This is a genomic window from Paenibacillus apis, from assembly GCF_018333295.1.
GTDB classification, from domain to species: Bacteria; Bacillota; Bacilli; order Paenibacillales; family Paenibacillaceae; genus Fontibacillus; species Fontibacillus antibioticophila.
This window is the reverse complement of the sequence record NZ_BORS01000026.1, coordinates 24,692-48,757: the sequence shown is the minus strand read 5'-3', so window position 1 is coordinate 48,757 and position 24,066 is coordinate 24,692. Positions and strand designations below refer to the sequence as shown.

22 protein-coding genes are annotated in these 24,066 nt (G+C 51.9%); all 22 read right to left on the bottom strand.

Annotated features, from left to right (window positions below):
* Positions 1–282 precede the first annotated feature (282 nt).
* Entirely contained in the window at positions 283–1,797 is a 1,515-nt protein-coding gene (lysS, locus tag KI362_RS23985; RefSeq protein WP_044482574.1) for a lysine--tRNA ligase, read from the bottom strand.
* 107 nt (positions 1,798–1,904) lie between these two features.
* Complete coding sequence (gene greA / locus KI362_RS23980; RefSeq protein ID WP_044482628.1) at positions 1,905–2,381, bottom strand: transcription elongation factor GreA; 477 nt, start codon at positions 2,379–2,381, stop codon at positions 1,905–1,907.
* Between the two features lie 218 nt (positions 2,382–2,599).
* Entirely contained in the window at positions 2,600–3,601 is a 1,002-nt protein-coding gene (gene dusB / locus KI362_RS23975; protein ID WP_301630809.1) for a tRNA dihydrouridine synthase DusB, read from the bottom strand.
* Between the two features lie 43 nt (positions 3,602–3,644).
* Entirely contained in the window at positions 3,645–3,854 is a 210-nt protein-coding gene (locus tag KI362_RS23970; protein WP_044482576.1) for a helix-turn-helix domain-containing protein, read from the bottom strand.
* Positions 3,806–4,351, bottom strand: coding sequence for a 2-amino-4-hydroxy-6-hydroxymethyldihydropteridine diphosphokinase (gene folK / locus KI362_RS23965; RefSeq protein ID WP_301630807.1), 546 nt, complete (start codon positions 4,349–4,351; stop codon positions 3,806–3,808). The genes KI362_RS23970 and folK overlap by 49 nt, the downstream gene beginning before the upstream one ends.
* A 10-nt stretch (positions 4,352–4,361) precedes the next feature.
* A complete protein-coding gene (gene folB / locus KI362_RS23960) occupies positions 4,362–4,724 on the bottom strand; it encodes a dihydroneopterin aldolase (protein WP_301630806.1) in 363 nt (120 codons plus the stop codon).
* 3 nt (positions 4,725–4,727) lie between these two features.
* Positions 4,728–5,582, bottom strand: coding sequence for a dihydropteroate synthase (gene folP, locus KI362_RS23955; protein WP_301630805.1), 855 nt, complete (start codon positions 5,580–5,582; stop codon positions 4,728–4,730).
* Positions 5,563–6,507: an aminotransferase class IV gene (locus tag KI362_RS23950; protein WP_301630804.1), complete on the bottom strand. Its 945-nt coding sequence runs from the start codon at positions 6,505–6,507 to the stop codon at positions 5,563–5,565. The genes folP and KI362_RS23950 overlap by 20 nt, the downstream gene beginning before the upstream one ends.
* Positions 6,504–7,088: an aminodeoxychorismate/anthranilate synthase component II gene (pabA, locus tag KI362_RS23945; protein ID WP_301630803.1), complete on the bottom strand. Its 585-nt coding sequence runs from the start codon at positions 7,086–7,088 to the stop codon at positions 6,504–6,506. Before pabA ends, KI362_RS23950 begins: the two co-directional genes overlap by 4 nt.
* Complete coding sequence (locus tag KI362_RS23940) at positions 7,085–8,656, bottom strand: anthranilate synthase component I family protein (protein WP_301630811.1); 1,572 nt, start codon at positions 8,654–8,656, stop codon at positions 7,085–7,087. The genes pabA and KI362_RS23940 overlap by 4 nt, the downstream gene beginning before the upstream one ends.
* Before the next feature lie 355 nt (positions 8,657–9,011).
* Entirely contained in the window at positions 9,012–9,950 is a 939-nt protein-coding gene (gene cysK / locus KI362_RS23935) for a cysteine synthase A (RefSeq protein ID WP_301630802.1), read from the bottom strand.
* Between the two features lie 457 nt (positions 9,951–10,407).
* Positions 10,408–11,298 carry an Hsp33 family molecular chaperone HslO gene (gene hslO / locus KI362_RS23930; RefSeq protein ID WP_044482583.1) on the bottom strand — a complete coding sequence of 297 codons (891 nt, stop codon included), beginning with the start codon at positions 11,296–11,298 and terminating at the stop codon, positions 10,408–10,410.
* Positions 11,299–11,385: 87 nt separating this feature from the next.
* Complete coding sequence (locus KI362_RS23925; protein ID WP_301630810.1) at positions 11,386–12,150, bottom strand: type III pantothenate kinase; 765 nt, start codon at positions 12,148–12,150, stop codon at positions 11,386–11,388.
* Between the two features lie 5 nt (positions 12,151–12,155).
* Positions 12,156–13,022 (bottom strand): carboxylating nicotinate-nucleotide diphosphorylase, encoded by an 867-nt coding sequence (nadC, locus tag KI362_RS23920; RefSeq protein ID WP_301630801.1) that lies wholly within the window; start codon positions 13,020–13,022, stop codon positions 12,156–12,158.
* A complete protein-coding gene (nadB, locus tag KI362_RS23915; RefSeq protein ID WP_301630800.1) occupies positions 13,012–14,631 on the bottom strand; it encodes an L-aspartate oxidase in 1,620 nt (539 codons plus the stop codon). Before nadB ends, nadC begins: the two co-directional genes overlap by 11 nt.
* A 39-nt stretch (positions 14,632–14,670) precedes the next feature.
* Positions 14,671–15,609, bottom strand: a complete 939-nt coding sequence (nadA, locus tag KI362_RS23910) for a quinolinate synthase NadA (RefSeq protein WP_301630799.1) — start codon at positions 15,607–15,609, stop codon at positions 14,671–14,673.
* A gap of 339 nt (positions 15,610–15,948) precedes the next feature.
* Positions 15,949–18,021 (bottom strand): ATP-dependent zinc metalloprotease FtsH, encoded by a 2,073-nt coding sequence (ftsH, locus tag KI362_RS23905; protein ID WP_044482587.1) that lies wholly within the window; start codon positions 18,019–18,021, stop codon positions 15,949–15,951.
* A 96-nt stretch (positions 18,022–18,117) separates the two neighbouring features.
* Positions 18,118–18,660: a hypoxanthine phosphoribosyltransferase gene (gene hpt, locus KI362_RS23900; RefSeq protein WP_301630797.1), complete on the bottom strand. Its 543-nt coding sequence runs from the start codon at positions 18,658–18,660 to the stop codon at positions 18,118–18,120.
* A 64-nt stretch (positions 18,661–18,724) separates the two neighbouring features.
* On the bottom strand, positions 18,725–20,164 hold the full coding sequence (tilS, locus tag KI362_RS23895) for a tRNA lysidine(34) synthetase TilS (protein WP_301630796.1): 1,440 nt from the start codon (positions 20,162–20,164) through the stop codon (positions 18,725–18,727).
* Between the two features lie 86 nt (positions 20,165–20,250).
* Complete coding sequence (locus KI362_RS23890; RefSeq protein WP_301630795.1) at positions 20,251–21,189, bottom strand: serine/threonine protein kinase; 939 nt, start codon at positions 21,187–21,189, stop codon at positions 20,251–20,253.
* Positions 21,173–21,925, bottom strand: coding sequence for a vWA domain-containing protein (locus KI362_RS23885; RefSeq protein ID WP_374705711.1), 753 nt, complete (start codon positions 21,923–21,925; stop codon positions 21,173–21,175). Before KI362_RS23885 ends, KI362_RS23890 begins: the two co-directional genes overlap by 17 nt.
* A gap of 153 nt (positions 21,926–22,078) precedes the next feature.
* Positions 22,079–23,959 (bottom strand): SDR family oxidoreductase, encoded by a 1,881-nt coding sequence (locus tag KI362_RS23880; RefSeq protein ID WP_301630793.1) that lies wholly within the window; start codon positions 23,957–23,959, stop codon positions 22,079–22,081.
* Between the last annotated feature and the right edge of the window lie 107 nt (positions 23,960–24,066).

Sequence of the window (24,066 nt, the reverse complement as noted above, 5' to 3'; positions counted from 1 at the left end):
GAGCCTGAACATCTCAATTCTATCGGTTTGGTCTTAGTGGTCAAACCCTTGATTCCTCCACCCGCATAGCGGGTGGTTTTTTGTTTCGCACGCTTCGCGAGCTCAACTGGCTAAAGCCTAAACAAAAAAGCCGCTGATTCAGCGACTTTACATAAGTGACACGTTAGGCATGAAGCTTTTTCCACTTCATATGAACTCTCCGTTTGTGGTCTGTCTCTCCTGCAGAATGACTGAGGATTGCTGCGATCTCTTTTATATCTCTTCACAAACATCATCTAAGTCTTATTCAATTACCGTATTCCGCATATGCGGGAAGAGCAGTACATCGCGAATGGAAGGCGCGTCGGTCAACAGCATCACCAGGCGGTCGATCCCGATGCCCAGTCCGCCGGTAGGCGGCATGCCGTATTCCAGCGCACGGATGAAATCATCATCCATTTCATGCGCTTCATCATTTCCGTGCTCACGCTCCAGCAGCTGCGCTTCAAACCGCTGACGTTGATCGATCGGATCATTCAACTCGGAGAAGGCATTGGCATGCTCCCGGGCTACAATGAACAGCTCGAAGCGATCGGTGAACCGCGGATCTTCTTCATTTTTCTTGGCCAGCGGGGAAATCTCTACCGGATGACCATATACAAATGTAGGCTGGATCAACGTCTCTTCTACAAACTGTTCAAAGAAAGCATTCAGGATATGACCGAATGTCATATGCGGCTCCACGGGAACCTTATGCTCCTTCGCCAGACGATGCGCTTCTTCGTTCGACATTTGCACGCCGAAGTCCACTCCGGTTACTTCCTTCACTGCATCGACCATGGATACACGACGCCATTGCGGAGTGAGATCAACCTCGTGGCCTTGATAGTGCACGATCTTAGTTCCCAACACCTCTTGGGCAATATGGGCGATCATATTTTCCGTCAGGGCCATGATGTCCTTGTAATCGGCATAAGCTTCATATAATTCAATCATCGTGAACTCCGGATTATGACGGGTTGAAATGCCCTCGTTCCGGTATACCCGGCCAATCTCGTATACCTTCTCCAAACCGCCGACGATCAGACGCTTCAAATGAAGCTCGATTGCGATCCGCATATACAGCTGCATATCCAATGCATTGTGATGCGTAATAAACGGACGTGCGGCAGCTCCCCCGGCAATGCTGTGAAGGGTAGGCGTCTCAACTTCAAGATAGCCAAGCGAGTCCAGATAGCGGCGCATCGATTGGATAATCCGTGAGCGCTTGATGAATGTCTGCTGCACTTCCGGGTTAACGATCAAGTCAACGTAACGCTGGCGATAACGCAGCTCCACATCTTTAAGTCCATGGTACTTGTCCGGCAGCGGGTAGAGCGATTTCGTCAGAACTTCAAGGTCGGTAACCTTAATCGTCGTCTCTCCGGTCTTGGTCTTGAACACCTCGCCGGTAACTCCGATAATATCCCCCAGATCTAACGTATCAAAAGCAGCATATTTCACCTCAGGCACACTATCTTTACGGACATAAATCTGAATCTTGCCCGACAGGTCCTGAATATGGGCAAAGCTGGCCTTCCCCATCACCCGTTTTGCCATCATACGGCCGGCAACGGATACCTTGATCTGCTTCTCTTCAAGCTCGTCATGCGTCAATCCGTCATACTGCTTCAGGATATCTCCTGCCATAGCCGTCCGCTCATACTTTGTCCCGAAAGGGTCTACGCCAAGCTGACGCAGCTCGTCCAATTTCTCGCGACGCACCTTCAGCAGATCGCTGATCTGGACGACTTCCTGGTTGTTCTGTTCTTCGCTCATCTCTTGTCCCACTCCTTGCCACTAATTAGATTCTATTCAATAAAAACAGTGAAAGAAGCCTCCGCCGGGGAAGCTTCTTGGAACTCAAATTCACCGCTCAAATGAACTTATTTCTTGATATCGATGATCTTATATTGGATAACGCCCGCCGGTACATTGACATCGACCGTAGCGCCCTTCTTCTTGCCAAGAATGGCTTTGCCAACAGGGCTCTCATTGGATATCTTGTTCTGCAGCGGATCGGATTCGGCCGTCCCGACAATCGCATATTCCATCGTATCGCCGTACTCCAGATCCTTAACCGTCACAGTCGAGCCAATGCTCACCGTATCCGTGTCAATTTCATCGTTGTTGATAATCCGGGCGTTGCGAAGCATTTTCTCAAGGGTAATGATTCGGCCTTCGATGAACGCTTGCTCATTCTTGGCATCTTCATATTCTGAGTTCTCGCTAATATCGCCATATCCAATTGCTGTTTTAATCCGCTCGGCTACTTCGCGGCGTCTCACCGACTTCAGGTTCTCCAGTTCCTCTTCCAGTCTCTTCAGACCGTCCTGTGTAAGAATGACTTCTTTATCACTCATCTCAACCGATTCTCCTGTCATGGAAATAATATTCGCATCACGCATCATTGAGAATATCATATGCAATCGCATGGAGGTCAGACCATCCATGTTGTGGAAGTTATCTCCTGAGGCGAATTTATACTGAAAAATTATAGGTTAACCGGTCTTAAATGTCAATGACGCGACCCGCAAGGAATGAAAACGCTTCACGCCCTTATGCCCCGCGAACCCAGCAATCAAGCTGTTTCCACGGTTTCCAAATTTTCGTGATTCTGACCGGCTACGAAATCTTCAAGAATTCGAACCATTTCATCACGCCGGGTCTCCTCCATAATAGCATCCTTAATCCGGGCCGCACCCTTCAGCCCCTTCAAGTACCAAGCCAAATGCTTGCGCATTTCCTTGACTGCGACGTGTTCACCCTTTAGGGCAGCGAGACGATCCATATGAAGAATCGCAATGCGGATCTTCTCCTCAGCCTCCGGTTCCGGCAAAAGAACCCCTGTCTTCAGGTACTCCACCGTACGGTACAGCATCCAAGGATTGCCGAGGGCGCCGCGACCGATCATGACACCGTCACAGCCCGTCTCCTCCAGCATCCGCTTCGCGTCTTCCGGCGTGCTCACGTCCCCGTTGCCGATGACAGGAATAGAGACTGATTCCTTCGCTTGCTTGATATAGCTCCAATCGGCATATCCCGTATACTGCTGTTCCCGGGTACGGCCATGCACGCTGATCGCTTTGCCGCCTGCAGCCTCCACGGCCTTGGCATTATCCACGACAAAAATATGCTCGGCATCCCAACCGATACGCATCTTCACCGTTACCGGCTTGCTTACCGCATCGACAACTGCAGATACCATCTCGTGAATTTTGTTCGGGTCGAGCAGCCAGCGGGCTCCTGCATCGCATTTTGTCACCTTGGGAACAGGACAGCCCATATTAATATCGATAATATCGGCATTTGTCTCCTGATCGACCACCTTCGCGGCTTCAACCAATGATTCGCGGTCCCCCCCGAAAATTTGCAGACTTAGCGGCTTCTCCCGCTCATCGACGAACAGCATTTCCCGGGTCCGCTTATTGCCGTGAAGGATCGCTTTATCACTGACCATCTCTGCGCAGACAAGCCCGGTGCCAAACTCCTTGGCGATAAGCCGGAAGGCCGGATTACATACGCCTGCCATAGGAGCAAGCACGACCTGATTTTTCATTTCAATATCGCCGATCTTCAGCATGATGGTTCACTTCCTTCTCTCATGTATCTATGGATTATGGGCTCTAGCGCTCCGGAAGCTTTAATTCCTCCAGATCCAGGCCAAGAACATTCGCAATTTTATTTAAAATTTGATCTTCTATGCGGCGGTTTCCCCGCTCAATAGCTCCGAGCACAGCCAGAGAAATACCGGTCTGCTCAGCAAGCTGCTGCTGGGTAAAGCCTTTTAGTTTGCGGAATGCGCGGATGCGCTGGGCCAGCTGCATGTTTTCCAAAATTGTACGCCGTCCTTTCCGTCCAGGACGTTCAAGGCACTTTCTATTTGCTCCTTCAACTCCGGATCTTCTTCATTAACAATGTCATTCATCGGTACGAGCACGAAAGCCCGCTCCATCATCCGCGGGTGAGGCAGGGTTAAATGGTCCGTATCCATTTGTTTCCCCTTGATCCACAACAGATCGAGATCAACCGTTCGCGGTCCCCAGCGAATGGTTCGTTCCCTCCCTAGCACATGCTCGATTTGGAGCATGACCTGAAGCAAAGCCTCCGGCGCAAGCGTAGTTCGCAATGCCAGCGCCATGTTCACAAAATTAGGCTGGTCAACAGGCCCCACCGGGTCTGTCTCGTACAGCTTGGAGCAGCGGAGCACCGTAATTTCCTGATGATCATGAAGCAGGCTAATGGCCTGCATCAGCGTTGCTTCCCGATCACCCAAATTAGCCCCTAATGCAATATAAGCCTCTGAACCGTCAGAGGGAGATAGTTTGAACATACTACTCTACTCACTTTCTCGACCGCCGAAGCTGCGCCGTCACACCCTCAAAATGAATATCGAACGGCGGATGCGGCTTCGTAACAGCGACCGTCAAAGCATCTACCCTAGTATAAGTGTCCAGAACCGTCGATGCAATACATTCGGCAAGCGCCTCAATTAATTTAAAGCTTTTTTTCTCGACAATTTCTTTTACCGTCATGTGGATCTCGGCATAATTTACCGTTTTGGACAGGTCATCCTGCTTTCCCGCTTCCTCCAGATCCAGCTCCAGCTCCAGATCCACGTAAAATCGCTGTCCCAGCTTGCGCTCCTCATCGAACACACCGTGGTATCCGTAATATTCCATACGGCGAATGATCATTCTATCCATGATTTACAGTACGGCCCCTTTCTTTTTATATAAAATAGTGTCGCACATCCGTACGGTCTGCTTTATCTCCTTCACATCGTGCACCCGCATGATCTGGCAGCCCTGGGCAATTCCCAGTGCGACGGTCGCTGCGGTACCATGCACAACCTCATCCGGTCCCAGCTCGAGCGCGGTACGGATAAATCGCTTGCGGGAGGTCCCCAGCAATAAGGGATAGCCCATCTCGGCAAGCAGGTCCAGCGAACCCATGACCTCAAGATTCTCATGATAGTCCTTGGCAAATCCAATCCCCGGATCCAGAATAATCATTTCATCCGTGACTCCAGCCTGCTTCGCAATCGAGATGCTCTCCCGCAGATCAGCCTCGATATCTTGAATTAGATGGCGGTAATCGCGGTTATCCCGGTTATGCATCAAAATGACAGGGCAACGATATGCCGCGGCAACGCTGGCCATCTCCGGCTCTCGCTTGAATCCCCATACGTCATTTAGAATATGGGCGCCCGCCTTGAGCGACTCTTCGGCTACCCGTGCTTTATACGTATCAATCGAGATCGGGATATGCGGAATCTCGCGGTGAAGCGCCTCAATGACAGGAATGACCCGCTCCAGCTCCTCCTGCTCTCCAACCGGGTCATGTCCAGGACGGGTGGATTCCCCGCCAAGGTCGATAATATCCGCTCCGTCCGCAACCAGTTGACGCGCATGAGCCACGGCCCGATCAGGCGAATTATATTTTCCCCCATCCGAGAACGAATCCGGGGTTACATTCAAAATGCCCATAACCAGCGTGCGTTCCCCCAGTGTCAAGGTGGTCTCTCCACATACATAGCTTCTCTTATAAATCCGAGTCTGCATTTGCTCCTACCTTCTTTCTATATAAATCCAACAGGTCTCGGGTGAATGGCCCAATCTTTCCTGATCCGACCTGCACGCAGGCAGGGTAGGCTGCCTCCTTCTCACCCTCCTCCGAATGTCGGCGAATAAGGCGTGTGACAGGAATCAGCTCCTGAATTGAGTTGGTCACGAACACCTCGTCGGCACGAAGCAGGGTGCCCCAACTGTAGCGGCCTTCCCTCGCGGACAGGCCAAGTCCTGCCGCCAGCTCAAGCACGACGGCCCGTGTGATTCCAGGAAGAATCCCCGTCTCAATCTCAGGCGTATATAAGACTCCTTCGTGGATAAAGAACAGGTTGCTTGTAATGCCTTCCGACAGCACCCCGTCCTCTGTCAGCATCACGCCTTCTGACGGAAGCCTGGAGCCGCCATTATCGGGAAGACGTTCATATTCGGATAATTCTCTTCGGGCTCTTACATTATTCATAAAATGGAGTGATTTCAGCCGGACCTTCGTCTCCGGTGTGTTGCGGCGAGTCTGCAGCAGCCAGAGCTGCTTTCCCTCTGTATAGAGCGTCGGCGCAACTGGAGGCAGCGACTTGACGTACAGAATAACGGTTGGCTGTTCATAATCCTCCGCGGTAAGACCAAGCGGCCCCTCGCCCGCCGATACCGTGAGGCGAAAATACCCGTCGCGAAGGCCATTCAAAGCCAGCAATCCCGCGATTTCCGAGCGCAGGATCGCGATATCCGGCTGATATGAAATCCCCAGCTGCAGGCAGCCTTCTCTAAGCCGTTCAAGATGACGCTCCAGTAAACTGGGATGGCCTTCATAGGTTCGGAACGTCTCAAACAGCCCGATTCCGTACATGAAGCCGTGATCCATAACGGACACCACGGCTTCAGAGGATCGGACCGGAACACCGTTCAGTCCGATATAGTTCATAGACTCGCCTCCGCCTTGCGGCGGCTCAGGAAATTACGCAGCATTTGATGCCCATGATCCGTAATAATCGACTCCGGATGAAATTGCACGCCTTCTACAGTATATTGCTTGTGGCGCAGCCCCATGATTTCACCCTCCGCTGTCTCGGCGGTAATCTCCAGACAGTCGGGCAGCGTCTCCCGCTCTACGATCAAGGAGTGGTATCTCGTCGCGGTGAACGGGGAAGGCAGCCCGGCAAATACCGATTCTCCCTGATGGTGAATCGGCGAGGTCTTCCCATGCATCAGCCGCTCGGCACGGATTACCTTGCCGCCAAAGGCCTGGCCAATGGCCTGATGCCCCAGACAGACACCGAAGATCGGAATCTCGCCCTTGAAGCGTTCGATGACCTCCAGGGTAATTCCGGCTTCGTTCGGTGTGCACGGCCCAGGCGAGATCAAGATATGATCCGGACTCAACGCCGTGATCCCCTCCAGATCGATCTCATCGTTGCGGCGAACGACCACTTCCTCGCCCAGCTCGCCTAAATACTGCACCAGATTGTAGGTAAATGAATCGTAATTATCGATGACCAGAATCATGTGCTCCATCTCCTGTTCTCCGCCTCGAAGGCGTATCGTGCGCTATGCCGGATCGCTATGGCAATCGCTTTGGCTTTATTTTGACTCTCCCGGTATTCCCGATAAGGATCGGAATCTATCACGATTCCCGCCCCGGCCTGGATATAACCGACTCCATCCTGTGTAACCAGCGTTCGTATGATAATATTTAATTCCATATTGCCTTGATAGTCAATCCAACCCATGGCTCCAGTGTATGGACCGCGGGTCACCGGCTCCAGCTCCTCAATAATCTCCATCGTACGCACCTTGGGTGCTCCCGTTATCGTTCCGCCCGGGAAAACGGCTGCAATCGCCTCGAAGGCCGTTAACGGTTCTGCCAGAGCTCCCTCTACCTCGGATACAAGGTGCATAACATGAGAATATCGTTCCACCGTCAGCAGCTCGGAAACTTTAACAGAGCCGTACGTTGCCACTCTGCCAAGATCATTACGCAGCAGATCGACAAGCATAATGTGCTCGGCCCGTTCCTTCTCGCTGCTAAGCAGCTCCGCCTCCATCGCGACATCTTCATCCGCGGTCAGCCCGCGGCGGCGAGTCCCTGCAATCGGACGGGTGCTGAGGCGTCCGGTCTCCAGCTTGACCAGCAGCTCTGGCGAAGCAGAGACCAGCTGGAATTCGGGCAAGCGGATCAATCCCATATACGGCGAGGGATTGATCAGACGCAAGCTTTCATAGATCGTTTCGGGCTTAGCAGCTAGAGGAAAAGCATGTCTCAGAGAGAGATTCACCTGAAATACATCCCCTGCGGCGATATATTCCTGAACCTGCCGAACCGCGCCTTCAAACGCCGATTGGCTCATCGATGTCTTAGACTCGGCAAACAGTTCATCAAGCGACGGTGTCTGCTCCTCCTGGATCGCTGGGAATGGCTCCGCCTGCTGGAATGCCCGCCACGCTTCAAGCATTTCTGCAGCCCTCGCCCGGGCCGTATCGTAAAGGGCGGCTACATCATCAGAAGTTCTGATCTTGTCTTGATCCTCCAATGATTCTTCAACCGAGATATCCTTGTGAATTACCGCATAGACTGTCGATTCGGCTTCATCCCAGATCCATAATTCCTCGAAGCGCATCCACACATAATCGTCCAGCCCAAGCTCATCCTGAGCCAGCGCAGGCAACCGCTCCAACGATCTCGCAATATCATACCCCAGGAAGCCGACGGCACCGCCGCCCAGCTTGGGGAGAGCGGGATGGGACGGCGATTTATAGGGAGCCAGCCAGTCCTTGATCAGCTCCAGCGGCTTGCCGATTAGCTTCCTGCCGGCTCCCGTAGTCAGATCCTTCACTTCTGCATGACTGCCCTTTCCACGAATCACGGATACCGGATTTAAACCCAGGAACGTATATCTGCCCCCTTTACCGCTCTCCAGCACAAAAGAATAGGCATTCGCCTGTTCCCAGGCTGATTTCCATGCCTTCGGAAGACCTTCCGGCGACTTCATGCTGATCACACATGGGAGCAGTCTCCACTTTCCCTCCGACTGCCAAGCCTCCCAGTTCTCCTTTGAGATTAACGTCTCCACCATCACCCTGCCTCTGACCTCCAGCTCCGCACTTGGTTGCTTATTGTTTGCTAGTATACTAAACCTTGTCCATTTTGAAAATACAAAGGCCCCCGCAGCCGTATAAGAGACAGCGCGGGGGCAGCTTAGCTTCGTGATCAAGAGATGTCTTTTTGAACAACCTCTTAAAATGCAAGTTCAAAAAGTCAGCTTTTTAGCACCGAGAAGGTTGCGAGAACCCGAAGAAGGAGGAACGGAATGTAGGCAGACCCTACATGAGTACCGGACTTCAAGGGTGAACGCAAGATTCGATGTCGAATCAACCTCCTGTAACACTTCGTGATCAAAAGATGTCTTTTTGAACAACCTCTATAGTGAATTAAGCTTCAAAGTTGTAAAGCGGGGTGCTCAGGTAACGTTCGCCGTTACTTGGAACAATAGCAACGACACGCTTGCCCTTGCCAAGCTCCTTCGCAACCTTCAATGCGGCGAATACGGCTGCACCGGAGGAGATGCCGGACAGAATTCCTTCTTCCTTCGCAAGCTGACGAGCTTGTTCAAAGGCCGCTTCATTCTCAACATGAATAATTTCATTATATACGTCTTGATTCAGAATCTCAGGAATGAAGTTCGCGCCGATCCCTTGGATCTTATGCGGGCCTGGCTTACCGCCTGCCAGAATTGGCGAGCCTGCAGGTTCAACCGCATACACCTTAACGTTCGGGAAACGGTTCTTGAGCACTTCGCCTGCACCGGTGATTGTGCCGCCTGTACCGATCCCTGCCACAAAGGCATCAAGCTCTCCGCCCAAGGATTCGATGGCTTCTACGATTTCAGGTCCAGTTGTCTCACGGTGAATCTTCACGTTAGCCTGGTTTCTGAATTGATCAGCGAGGAAATAATCCGGATTCGCAGCCAGAATCTCTTCCGCCTTCTTCACCGCGCCGTTCATCCCTTCCGCCCCTGGTGTCAGCACCAATTCGGCACCGTAAGCGCGAAGCAGATTACGACGCTCCAAGCTCATAGTCTCAGGCATAATAATGACAGCCTTATATCCCTTTGCCGCAGCTACCATGGCAAGTCCAATCCCTGTATTACCGCTCGTTGCTTCTACAATCGTACCGCCCGGCTTCAATCTCCCGGCCTTCTCCGCTTCCTCAACGATGCTGAATGCGATCCGGTCCTTGACGCTGGAGCCCGGGTTCTGATATTCGAGCTTCACGTAGATCTCAGCGCTATCCTCAGGAACAATCCGATTCAGCTTGACGAGCGGGGTGTCCCCGATCAGTTCAGTTACATTGTTAACGACCTTTGCCATGGTAATGCCCTCCTTATAATAATAAACAATATCATTAGAATCCGCAGTTCTGGATGCTTGCATACGCAGTTGTTTTATATCCGAGTATTTAAGTAGGTTTTACTATTTATATATTAACAACCCCGATCGGAGTTGTCAATAATAGCCGAAAAAAATACTTTGCCCGCACTCCTTTCGGCAAGCAAAGTAAGAATGACTTTTTGAACTATATAAATTGAACTACTGAATTTTACGTTCTGAGGGCAACATGTGAAGTGTTCTTACGATCGCTGTTGTTCGCGGATTTCTCTAATTGAACTAAGATATTATACGGTAGAAATCCTCTCACAAAGGCGAACGCTTACGAGCATATGCTCCCGAAGCAGCTTTCTTGCAGAAAGCTTTCACTTCAGCACACTTCACACTTATGCCCTTTCTACGTAACTTTTATAGTTCAACTTATATAACTGTAAAACTTTTATTTGGAGGTCTGCTCGATCAACGCATCCAGATCCGCTCGATTAAATGCGTATGCCTCGTTGCAGAAATCGCATATAACTTCGGTCTGCTCATCCTCATCCCGAAGCTGAATCAGTTCATCCCGGCCAAGGCTGATCAAGGTACGTTCTACCCGGTCCCGAGAGCAATGGCAGGAGAAGACGATATCCAGCTCATCCAGCACCCGCACATCGGGAAGCAGCCACTTCAGCATTTCCTCCGGCTCCAATCCTTGATCCAGCAGTACCGTTACGGGCGGCATTTGTCCCACGGCCCGTTCGATCATATCAATGTCGGCATCGCTAAGGCCCGGCAAAAGCTGAATGATGAAGCCTCCGGCCACAATAACGGAATTGTCCGTATCTACAAGCACTCCAAGTCCCACTGCCGACGGCGTCTGCTCGGACGCAGCAAAGTAATAGGTGAAGTCCTCGCCCAGTTCACCGGAAATAATCGGTACATTGCCATGATAAGGCTCCTTCAGGCCCAAATCCTTGGTCACATTGATGAAGCCATCCGTTCCTACTGCACCAGCGACATCCAGCTTGCCCTGACTGTTCGCGGGCAAATGGACATGCGGATTGCTCACGTATCCGCGCACTTCTCCCTTAGCATTGGCGTCCGCTACGATCTGGCCGACCGGACCGCCGCCCTTGACCTGCACCGACAGTCTCTCTTCTCCCTTGAGCATAGCGCCCATCATGGCTGCAGCCGTCACCGTACGCCCTAAAGCAGCGGTAGTAGTCGGATACGTGTCATGACGTCTGCGAAGCTCTTCCACCAGCTGTGTCGTCCGCACCGCAAAGGCGCGCACTTTTCCGTCCAGTGCGGTTCCGCGTACCAGACGGTCCTTTCCATTCTGTGTCTCCAACCGAATAAAGCCTCCCTTTTAAGCGCGTGTTCTTCCTCTTTAAATGATCTGATCCAGGCTAGCGTCGTTTCAAACCATTACATCCGCTTATTGATTACGTTCATAGATTAACCGAAGGCCCTCCAGCGTAAGCCAGGGATCGACCTCCTGAATGCTTTTGGACTCACTTGCGATCAGTTCGGCCAGCCCTCCGGTAGCAATCACCTTAGGCTGGGTATTCATCTCGCGGGCAATCCGTTCGACAATGCCATCCACCTGTCCTGCATAGCCAAAAATAATCCCCGATTGCATCGCATGAACGGTGTTGCGTCCAATAACCTTCTTCGGCTTCTCCAGCTCAATCCTGGGAAGCTTCGACGCCCGCTGGTACAGCGCCTCCGTCGAGATCCCGATGCCGGGCACGATAGCGCCTCCCAGATAATTACCCGCATCATCCACACAGTCAAACGTCGTCGCCGTTCCGAAATCAACCACGACCAAGGGCCCGCCATATTTCTCAATGGCAGCCACCGCATTCACAATCCGGTCTGCGCCTACCTCACGGGGATTCTCATAACGCAGGTTCAAGCCGGTGCGAATGCCCGGTCCGACGACCAGCGGCTTCTGATGTAAATATTTTTCACATAGCTCTTCCAAGACATGCATCAAAGGAGGAACCACCGAGGATAGGATGACCCCCTCTATCTGCTCGGGATCGATCTTCGACATCGCGAACAGATTATGAATCAATACCCCATACTCATCCACCGTCGCCTGACGGTTCGTGCCGATCCGGAAATGATGCAGCAGCTCGCGCTGACGATAGATCCCCAGCACAATATTGGTATTGCCAACATCAACTACAAGAAACATCGTACTCATCCTTCTTTCTTCTCACCCAGATCCAGACTGATATCCAGGCTGTCAAAGGAATATGTGAGCCGTCCCACCGAGATCACATCCACTCCGCTCTCCGCGATCTCTCTGACGGTAGCCAGCGATACATTGCCGGAAGCCTCCGTCTTCACGTGAGGGGCCTTCGTCTTGATCAGGCGGACCGCCTCCTTCATCAGTTCAGGCGGCATGTTATCCAGCATAATAATATCTGCTCCTGCTGACAATGCCTCCTCCACCTGCTCCAGGCTCTCCGTCTCTACTTCAATCGTCATCGTATGCGGAATATGGGCTCTAGCCCGGCTTACAGCCTGACGAATTCCCCCCGCACCTTTAATATGATTATCCTTGATCATCACGGCATCATAAAGCCCGAAGCGATGATTCGCACCCCCGCCGGTACGAACAGCATATTTCTCCAGCATGCGGTGTCCGGGCGTCGTCTTGCGGGTATCGACCAGACGGACCGGAATTCCTTCCAGGGCATCTACAAAGGTCCGGGTTCTTGTCGCGATGCCGGACAAACGTTGAAGCAGGTTTAGCGCCAGCCGCTCCCCCGTCAGAATGCTATGGGTGCTGCCTTCCACCTCAGCCAGGATGCTTCCCTTCTCTACACGTTCGCCATCCGTGACCTTCGGTGCAAAGACCAGAAGGGGGTCGACAATTTCGAAGACGAGCTGGGCAACAGGCATTCCGGCAATAATGCCGGACTCCTTGGCATGGATAATTCCCTTGGAGCTGTGTCCGTGGGGAATCGTAACACCCGTTGTGACATCGCCTGATCCCACATCCTCCCGCAGCCATCCCCGAATTGATTCTACGAGTTCTTCATTATATCCATTAAACATCATCACTGGTTTCCTCCAAGATTCCTTTTTCCCGGTGACGGATCATGTGCTTGCGCCACCTTGCATCATCACGGTCCGGGAAGTCCTCCCGGTAATGGCCGCCCCTGCTCTCCTCGCGGGTCAACGCAGATTCAGCCAGTAGCAGTGCGCTGGTCAGCATATTCGCAAATTCCAACTGCTCGCGGCTAGTCAGTGTGGACTCAAAAAGCAGCAACTGCCGCTTCAGCTCTTCAATTCCCTTGAGCAACCCTTCTCCTGTGCGCCGGAGTCCCACCTGTCGTACCATGACCTTTTGCAGTTTAAGCCGCCGTTCTACAATCGGCTGCAGGGTCGCAGCCGGACGCGGGTCCCGGCAAGCAATCCCTTGGCCAGTCTTGGCTGACGAAGACAGCCTGGAGATCTGCTCCACAATCCGCCCGCCAAATACAATGGCTTCAGATAGCGAATTGCTGGCCAGACGATTCGCTCCATGCACCCCGGTGGAAGATACTTCTCCGCAAGCGAACAGACGATGAATATTCGTCTCGCCATAAGGCCCCGTACGCACGCCTCCCATCATATAATGCGCAGCCGGAGCGACAGGAATCCAATCGGTCGTCAAATCCAGGCCATATGTAAGGCATGTCTCATAAATCGTCGGAAAACGATGCTTAATCATTTCCGGAGCTTCATGCGAAATATCCAGGTACACTACGCTCGACTTGGTCAATTCCATCTCCGCTACGATCGCCCGGGCGACAATATCGCGAGGCGCCAGCTCCAGCAGCTCGTGATAGCGCTCCATAAAGCGCTCGCCATGAATATTGCGGAGCACCGCTCCTTCGCCGCGCACCGCCTCCGAGATCAGGAAGCGCGGAGCGCCGGGATAGCATAGCGAGGTCGGATGGAATTGTATAAATTCCATATCCCGGATTTCGGCCCCTGCCCGATAAGCCATTGCGATGCCGTCCGCCGTAGCGACCTCCGGATTCGTCGTGTAGCGATAGAGCTGTCCGGCGCCTCCGCTGCAGAGAATAGTTGCCTTTTTCCCCCGCAAAAAAACGCGCTGTCCGTCCGGCTGCTGTACTAAAGCACCCAGACATTCCTCACCCTCTGTAATCAGATCGATCACATAATGATCTTCCCACAGCTCCACATTTGGAGAATGGATCACCTGCTCCGATAATGCCCGCACGATCTCATAGCCGGTCGCATCCCCATTGGCATGAAGTATTCTGCGGTGGCTATGGGCGCCTTCCTTCGTCAGAGCGATCTCCCCATTCTCCAGATCAAAGGCCGTTCCCAGCTTCATCAATTCCCTGACCCGGTCCGGGCCCTCCTGAACAAGAATATCCACGGCCTGTGAAGAGCATAGTCCTGCTCCCGCCAGCAGAGTATCCTCACGGTGGGATTGAGGCGAATCCTCTTCAGAGAATACTGCCGCAATCCCTCCCTGCGCATATCTCGTATTACTCTCCAGCAGGGATCGCTTCGTGATCATTGTGACCTGATGCTCTTCGGCCGCACGTATTGCAGTATAAAGACCGGCAATTCCAGAGCCGATGACAATCACATCCGTATCCAGAACCGGTAGCTCGTTCAAATCAAAATTCACTAAATATCGCGGTATCATGACTTTTGTCGCCTGCCCTTGAACAGAGAGTAGCGCATGCTACTTAACTTGTAACATGCGCTCTAGTGAGAGTCTCGCCTTGTCGGCAACGGCGGTCGGCACGTAAATTTCCGGCTGCATCGTCTCCAGGCATTTAACCAGTTTTTTCAGATTATTGACCTTCATATTGGGGCAAACCAGAAATTTGGTGGCAAAATGGAAGGCTTTATCCGGGCTGTCCTTACGCAGCTGATACCCTGTTCCATCCTCGGTTCCTACGATGAACTCCTTCGCAGGCGAATTCTTGCAGTAATCGAGAATAGCTGTCGTACTGCCCACGTAATCCCCCATCGCTACAACCTCTGGGCGGCATTCCGGATGCACGACAAATTCGGCGCTCGGATATTTGGCCTTCATCTCCACAACATCCTTCACCGTCAGCATATCATGAGTGTTGCAGTATCCTTCCCAGATAATCAGCTTCTTATCGGTATGCTGCTGAACATAGTGTCCCAGGTTTTTATCCGGAACCCAAATAATCTCCTCAGCATCAACTGAATTGATCACCTTGACCGCATTGGATGAAGTACAGCAAATATCCGTCTCGGCTTTGATCTCGGCCGATGAGTTAATATAAGTAACAACCTTGGCATTCGGATACTGAGCCTTCAGCTTCCGAAGACCATCCACATTGACCATGTCGGCCATCGGGCAGCCTGCACGCTCATCAGGGATTAATACCGTCTTATTAGGAGCTAGAATTTTGGCACTCTCTCCCATAAAGTGAACCCCGCAGAAGACGATCGTCTCTGCATCCGTAGAGGCTGCCTTCTGGGCAAGCAAAAAAGAGTCGCCGCGAAAATCGGCTACCTCCTGAATCTCATCACGTTGATAATAGTGAGCAAGTATAATAGCATTCCGTTCCTTCTTAAGTTGAACCAGCTTCTCCTTCAGCTCACGGTTCATCTCCGCTTTCCGTTCAAGTGCAAGAGCTTCCACCTGATACCCTCCCCTATGTGCGCCCGCGATTGATCGCGATTCTCTCTCTTGTCCGCAGTCCATAATATTGTGCAAAAAAGCGCATGCCCGAATGAACGTCATCCAGGACACATTGTGTTAACAACTAATTTACACAAGGGATCAAGCGCTGTCAATCAATCTGAGCCCATAAATATATGCAATTTGAACTAAATAAGTTGAACTCATGATTGTACGTATGGGGGCAACGTAATTTCTTTTTGTTCAACTGATTATAGTTGTGCTTAGAATTTTAGGCGCAAAATAACCCGGGTGCAGTTCGCACCCGGGTCTAATTACTAAGCTTGCCTCTAACTCAGATTAACGATCCTTCGGATCCTCTTCATCCGGCGGCAATTGTGGAGCATGAGCATCCGGATCCTGTGTGGTATCGTTCGCCGAGCTTCCAGGCACTTCATTCGGAATATCTCCGCCAGGAATGGCAGGAGCTGCATCCTCTGATTTGCCTTGAATGCGGACACGCACATCGCCGATGTTATCTACGATTGGCTGTCCTGACTCAGACGAACCTCCGCTGCCTTGGCCTGAATCCGCATCCGACAGCTTGCCTGTTTCGATCAGTTGCTTGATTTGGTCCAGCTCCAGCGTCTCAACCTCGAGCAGGGTCTCAGCAATCAGGCGAACCTCATCCGCATGCTCCGTAAGGAGCTGCTTACAACGCTCATACGACTCGCTGATGAAGCGCTGCATTTCTTGATCAATCTCATAAGCGATTTGATCGCTGTAATTCTGCTCGTGTCCAATATCACGGCCCAGGAATACCTGTCCTTGCGTTGTGCCGAACTGCATCGGTCCGAGCTTCTCACTCATCCCGTATTCGACAATCATGCTGCGGACAATACTGGTTGCTTGCTGGAAGTCGCTGTAAGCGCCCGTACCGATTTCGCCGATGAATAATTCTTCGGCGACCCGGCCGCCGAGCAAGCCTGTCACTTTATCCAGCAGTTCCTGCTTGGTTACCAGCATGCGGTCTTCCTTCGGAAGCATAATGACATATCCGCCTGCCCGCCCGCGCGGGATAATGGTCACCTTGTGAACCATATCGGCATGCTCCAGGAAGTAGCCGACAATCGTATGACCTGCTTCGTGGAAAGCAACAATCCGTTTCTCACGATCGCTGATCACCCGGCTGCGCTTCTCGGTACCGACGATGACACGGTCAATCGCCTCATCGACCTCGCGCATGGAGATATCCTTCCGGTTGCGCCGTGCTGCGAGGAGCGCTGCTTCATTCAGCAGGTTCTCAAGATCAGCGCCGGTGAAGCCGGTCGTGCGTTTCGCAATGACATCCAGGCGCACATCCTTGGTCAGCGGCTTATTGCGCGCGTGAACCTTAAGGACGGCCTCCCGACCCTTCACATCCGGACGGTCAACCGTAATCTGACGGTCAAAGCGTCCCGGACGAAGCAAGGCCGGATCCAGAATATCGGCACGGTTCGTCGCCGCAACGATAATGATTCCTTCGTTACCCCCGAATCCATCCATCTCAACAAGCAATTGGTTCAAGGTTTGCTCGCGTTCATCATGCCCGCCGCCGAGTCCGGCGCCACGCTGACGGCCTACGGCATCAATTTCATCAATAAAGATAATACATGGCGCGTTCTTCTTCGCATTTTCGAACAAGTCACGTACCCGTGACGCACCGACACCGACGAACATTTCCACGAAGTCGGAACCGGAAATACTGAAGAACGGAACACCCGCTTCCCCGGCTACCGCACGGGCGAGCAAGGTCTTACCTGTCCCCGGAGGACCTACCAACAGAACCCCTTTTGGAATGCGTGCGCCGACGGCGGAGAATTTGCGAGGGTCTTTGAGGAATTCAACGACCTCTACAAGCTCTTGCTTCTCTTCATCAGCACCGGCGACATCCTCGAAGGTCACCTTTTTCTTCTCTTCATTATAGAGACGTGCACGGCTCTTGCCAAAGTTCATTACCTTGCCGCCGCCGCCCTGAGCCTGATTGAACAGGAAGAAGAACAGAATGAACATAATGGCGAGCGGAATAATGGAAGTCAGGAAGGTCAGCCAGATGCTTTCGCCCTGCATTTTCTTCCAAGTCAACTCAAACCCATTCTGCTCACTAAGGTCTGTAATCTCCTTCAGCACATTGTCATCGGCAGGAATGTAGGCGGAGAAGTTGGTTGTCTTGTCATCCCCAACCTTCTCTTTATAATTACCGGTCACCAGATAAGCGTAACCGTCAAATTTGCCGGTCATTTCCTTAATATTGTCCGCCTTGAGCTGCTGTCTCAGTTCGCTATAACTAGGGGTGACGGTTGTCTCATTTCCACTGTTGAGGAATTGGACGATGCCCACCACGACTAAGAATAGTATCAAATAAAAACCAGAATTCCGGATGAACCGACTCATCCCCTACCTCCTCTCAAAAACCTTAAGTAATTTTAACACAGCCGCTCATGCCATTTCAAAAAACTTAGGCAGCCTAGCTTCGCACACCCGAATTTCTTACTGGTGAGTGTATACTTCGGGCTTCAGAACCCCGACAAACGGGAGGTTGCGGTACTTCTCAGCATAATCGAGACCATACCCGACAATAAAGGCATCCGGCATGATAAATCCGGCCAGATCGGCCTCCAGATCAACGGTACGGCCGCTCGGTTTATCGAACAAGGTGACGATCTTGACCGAGTTGACCTTCCGGCGTTCCAGAACATCAACCAGGTAGCTCAGGGTCAGTCCGCTATCAATAATGTCTTCCACAATTAGAATGTCTCTTCCCTCTACGGAATTATCCAGGTCCTTGATAATCTTGACCTCGCCCGAAGAACGGGTAGATGCTCCATAGCTTGATACGGCCATAAAATCAATTTCGATCGGAACCGTGATCTCCTTGATCAGATCAGCCATGAAAATAAACGCGCCCTTCAGGATACAAATCACCAGCGGGTTTCGGTCTGCATATTCTTCACTCAGCTGGCGCCCAAGCTCTACGACCTTATCCTGAATCTGTTCGCGGGTAATCAGTACTTCCATAATGTCGTTCTGCAAAGTAAATAAACCTCCTACGTTATACTATGAATGCAAATCCTGGGGTAATCTCCAGGCGAATGAATTAATCCCGTTCCATTCTCATTCGGAGAAGGGAGGACGTACGCTCGTTCACCACTGCAACCGATGAGCGGCGAACCCCGGGAATCCATACAATCCGTCCTGCAGCATCTGCAATCATTGGAATTCGGGAACGAAGAGAGGGAGGAACTTTCTCATCGATAAAGATATCCTTCACTTTCTTGCTTCCATTCATCCCGAATACCTTCATGCTGTCTCCTGCAAGCCGGGAGCGAACCGTCAGCGGGTACTCCAGGCCATCCGCATCGAATACTGCCTCATCTTTGCCTTCCGGCAGCATCTCCGACAGACTGGCTCCAGCCTCATGCCGGGTAAAATGTACGATATGCCCCGTGTCCATGACAGACACTTCCGCCGGAAAACATTCCACAACATATGTATAATGAGGAATTGCACTTTCCGCTCGGGCAGATACAAAACGGATGAGATCATATTCGCGAATGCAGCGGACACCGCCGCCCAAATCCAGAGTCCAGGTTGTGGGCTGACTTTGAACGGTCCCTTTCCGAATCGCTTCAATTCTGGCAAAATCGCCGTCATCCGTGCCCAAAGGCAGATAATTTAATATTAGTTTAATCAACCTCCGTTGTAAAGCAAGATGTAGGCCTGCCACATCCTGTGCCCGAACCATCGTTTCTTCCTTTCCGCAGCTCACGATTTGCCGGTAAATCCGCTCAGCCTCCGATTGAAGATAATCATCTTCCTCTGCCATAATCTCGGACAAACGATTTAAGGAATGGGATAACTGCTCATTATATTGCCCTAAAAAAGGGAGTACATCCATCCGAATTTCGTTCCTCATATACTTGGGCAGCAGGTTCGAGCTGTCGATCACATACGGAATTTTGGCCTGGTCGCAGGCTTGCACCAGGGTGTTTTTGTTCATACGAAGCAGAGGCCGGATCAGTTCCACTTTTTTTTCTTTCCGCTTCATTCTCATTCCGCTGATCCCTGAGGGACCACTGCCCCGCAGCAGACGCATTATAACGGTCTCGGCCTGGTCATCCCCGTGATGGGCCAGAGCAATGGCCTGCGCGCGGTACTTATCGGCAACCTGATGTAGGAACGCATACCGCTTCTCCCGGGCAGCCTCCTGGCCGCCCTTGCCTGATTCCTTCATGTAGGCAGGAACGTCAAAAACGCCGAGCTCGAACGGAATGTTCAGCTCCTCAGCCAATCTCCGTACAAACTCGGCCTCTTCATCAGATTCCTGACCCCGAAAGCCATGATTCACATGAGCACACACCAAAGATAACTTCATATCCGGATCATGCGAAATTTCATTTAATATATGCAGCAGGATTGTGGAATCCGGTCCACCGGATACGGCGGTGATAATCACATCGCCCGGAGACCATAGCTTATGCTCAAGCCCGATTTGGCGAACCTCGCGGACCAGCCGATATAGCGCTGGGTGAGTCAAGCTGTTCGCCCCCTTTTTTTAATACTTCGTGATCAAAAGATGACTTTTTGAACAACCTTTAATAGTATCTGTTCTTTATATGCCGTCTAAAATCTAAGGCTTAGGTAAATCGCACAGCCAAGCAAGGTGAGGGACAGCGCAAACGCTCCGATCATCCAGCCCGGCGTCTTGGCGCTTACTCTTCGTGCGATGTATGGACCGGTTACGAGCTTCTTCCATGCCTGGCAGGCATGCAGCGTATCGCGGAAATCACCGCGCAGGGCAAGCTCAAGCCAGGAGCGGAAGGGGCTGAGCGCCTCATCCGATTGGACGATCAGCAGCAGATCGTTTCTGCTCCGCGTCTGAGGCAGCTGCTGAGCCGCACGCTTCAGTGGTCCCTCCGCCAGCAGATGAATGCATACGACGGCAAATGAAAACCAGTCATAAGATGGTTCCGCCGTACGGCTCCCCGCATTCCAGAACCCACGGTCATACCATTCCGTATATTGTTTAATGCTTTTTCCGACCGCACTGACGCCCCCATAGTCGATCAACTCCACCTCACCGGATGGAGATACCATCACATTCTCCGGCTTCAGATCCCCGAAGGCCCAGCCCGCCTCATGAAGTGTGCGAAGCTGCTGCAGGAGATGAAGCCCGGCAACATGAAGCCACTGTCCGCCTTTGTGCGCAAGGAACGTACGCAGAGCCTCGCCCTTGACATAACGCATCACATAGAAGGGGATCTCCCTCCCATGGTGAGTGTAGTCATCCACTTCTACTAAATATGGAGCGTTCCGATTCTCCCCGAGCCCGCGGAGGCGCGTGCGTTGAACCGCCTTCAATACATTGATCTCCGACTGCAGATCCAGTGTATCAAAGCCCAGCTTCATCGCATAGAGGCGTGCGCTTCCCGTGTGTTTGACCAAATAGACGATCCCATTTGCGCCTTGGCCCAACAGCCGTTGAACCACATATTTGCCGCCCTTCCAGCGCCCGGTAACCACTGTCCCTTGCGCCAGATTCCATTTAGACGACGTAGTCACCGAGCATCCCTTCTCCTCTGTCTGGCTCCTTCAGCCAGTTACTGGAACCATGTCCTTCCAGTGTACCATACCGAAAGAATTCCATCACCTTGAGAATGGCAGGCCCTGTCGGAGTTGCTCCCCGCATCGTTAGCTTCTGGAAGATCGAGCGCGCTCCTGTGAGCTCCGTGGTCCAGTCCATATCCATAACCGCTTCTTCCCCGCTGTGCGCCCCAGGAAAATGAAACACCGCAATCCGGCTCGTTCCCTGCCTCGCCCCGAGGCTAAGCATCATATCCCGGATCGCCTCCTCGACGGCTGCGAGCTTTGGTCTCATGCTTGCACTGGCATCAATAAGCAGCACCACCTCAAGCGCACTGGTCTCACTAAGCTCGTCAATGACCTCCACCACCTGGGAACGAGTGTCCGGAGGCAGGTCCTCAACGGCTGTGTCCGTCTGTCCCAGAATCTGTCTTAGCTCCTTATTAACCGCATGCTGAATGGTCTGAACCACCGTCTTCCGCGTCATCATCTGCATGGTCTGAGCCAGCTGCCGAGTGCCGGACATTCGGCTCATTCCGCCTCCGGCTCGAGCGATCTCCTCAATCTCCACACTTCCAAGCTCACCGATCGTTCCATAATCGACAATGCCTACTACGTTCACCGTAATCCCCTCTTGCCTGGCCAGCGCAGCCGCCATCACCGGGCTCTCTCCGACATTGGAACAACCATCCGTAATCAGCATAATTTGCTTCATTGCAATCCCCGCCTTCATTTGAAATGACTCTATAATTCTCTTTTCTATCATTTCCATTTCGTAGACATTTCAAACGGGTCGAAGCAAACAGTAGGACAATTAAAACGATCCATGAACTGTAAGAAGACGTTGCCTCAGCGTAAGCTGATAAAGTTAACTTTTGTACAATTTGCTTACAGGGAAGTACCCTGCATCCACGCCATACTTGATCATGAGTCTTAGGTAATTCGCATTTGGCACAGGGCATTCTACCTTGCTCTCTTCCAGAAACTCCTGCGTATGTATACAGCTGTACCGGAAAGGCTCACGGCGAAGCTCCTCCCATTCAAAGTGCAGTAAATCTCCGCCCCATTGATGAGAGCTGTCTACCTGACTGCACTCTAGCAGCCAGCTCTCGTAATCGGAATCAGACAGCACCTCAATAGGATATCCGCAGCTTCTCAAGCTTTCTACGAGTTCTATCATCGATATCTGAACCGGATTACACAGGTGAAACAGATGGCCCGCCGTGTCCCGCCGCATAGCCAAAGCAGTAATGGCCCGAGCCGCATAGCTTACCGGAGTCAGATCCAACAGATGATCAAGCTCCGGGGCCTTGCCCTGTACAATAATCATTCGCAGCATTCTGTACAGGAGGCTGTTATTCACGTTTTGCGGAAATGCGCCCGTCTCGGCATCCCCCGATAAGTGGCCGAGCCGATAAATCGTAACAGCGATTTCCTCCTGCTCGCAAGCTTCAATTAACATGCGCTCTGCCCGAAGCTGGCTGTCATAATAAGGATGGTCCAGCTTTGTGCTCTTGGTCTGGCCCGCTTCATGCATACCTGTAGTCAATTCTCGTTCCGCCAACCCTTCGGGCACACCCATCGAGGACAGGTAGTGAACCCGGACATTTCTTCCGCGAGCCCAGGATAGCAGATGCTCTGTGCTAGTAACATTCACCCGGTTGTAATACTCGGGATCATCCGCATAGCACTCCTGAATGCCGCAAATGATCATGGAATCGATCCGCATCGACACACGCTCCGTCAGACAGCTGTTCAAGCCCAGCTGCGGCCGTTCCAAATCTCCCTTGACGGCAATCACTCTCCCGAGCAGCTCCGATATGATATCTGCGCCGAAAAACTGCATCATAACCCTTGCAATTCTTGCATACGGATCATCGTCTTCTTCAGATCGGACAAGGCAATAAATCTTGGCCTGGGTAGTTCTGAGCAACTCACGCAATACCGAAGCGCCCAGATAACCCGTTGCCCCGGTCAGCAGGATATATTTCTGTTTGCAGCTTGCCGCTCTTTTGCGCATCACCGGACTGCCGAATTCAGCGGGGTTCTCTGTCAGCCCGATCATTTGAGCTTCCGAGTTTCTGACCCGCTGAACCTGCCCCTTACATTCCATCTCTTCTTCGATGACTAACGGGATCGCTCCAATAGTTACCCTGGAATCATACATTGCGGCCTTGACAATACATCCGAAAAAGGAAGCAAATCTGTGGATGGTGCTCGGCTTGAAGAGCTGCTTCCGATAAGAAACCTGCAGCGTCCACTCTCCTCCATTCAGGGGCTCCACATCCCAGTTCAGACAACTGGACTGGCAGGTGTGGTCCCTGCCGAAGATCGTATGGACCAATCCGGTGCAGCCAACCGCTTCTTCAATTTCCTCCAGTGGAAGGGCCGCAAAATCTAGCGCCTCTTGCTTATTAAGCAGCGACTGGTACAATTCCATGAAGCTCATCGAGGCATCGCACCGGATTCGCAGAGGAAGGACATAACCCTTCTCATGCTTTACACCGACAATCCGCCATGCTTTGCCGCTCATTCGGTACAAAAATATATAGTAACAAGCGAGCATCCAGAGTCTGCTGTCAAACGTCTTTAATTCTCTGGAAAGATATGTTTGATCGAGTTCAAGCGGATATTGGATTTGCTGCATATCCCTTCTGGAATCATCTCGAGGGTAATCCGTGTACAAATCCAGCCCGGACATCGGGGGTTGCAAATCATACAGCCAATAATCCCGAATGATCCGATCCATCAATAAGATACCCACTTCAACTTCACTCCTGTTTCTTTGTAGAATTGATCTGTGAATAGACAAAAAAAAGCAACCTATTAAAATGCACAGACTGCTGCACTATAGGT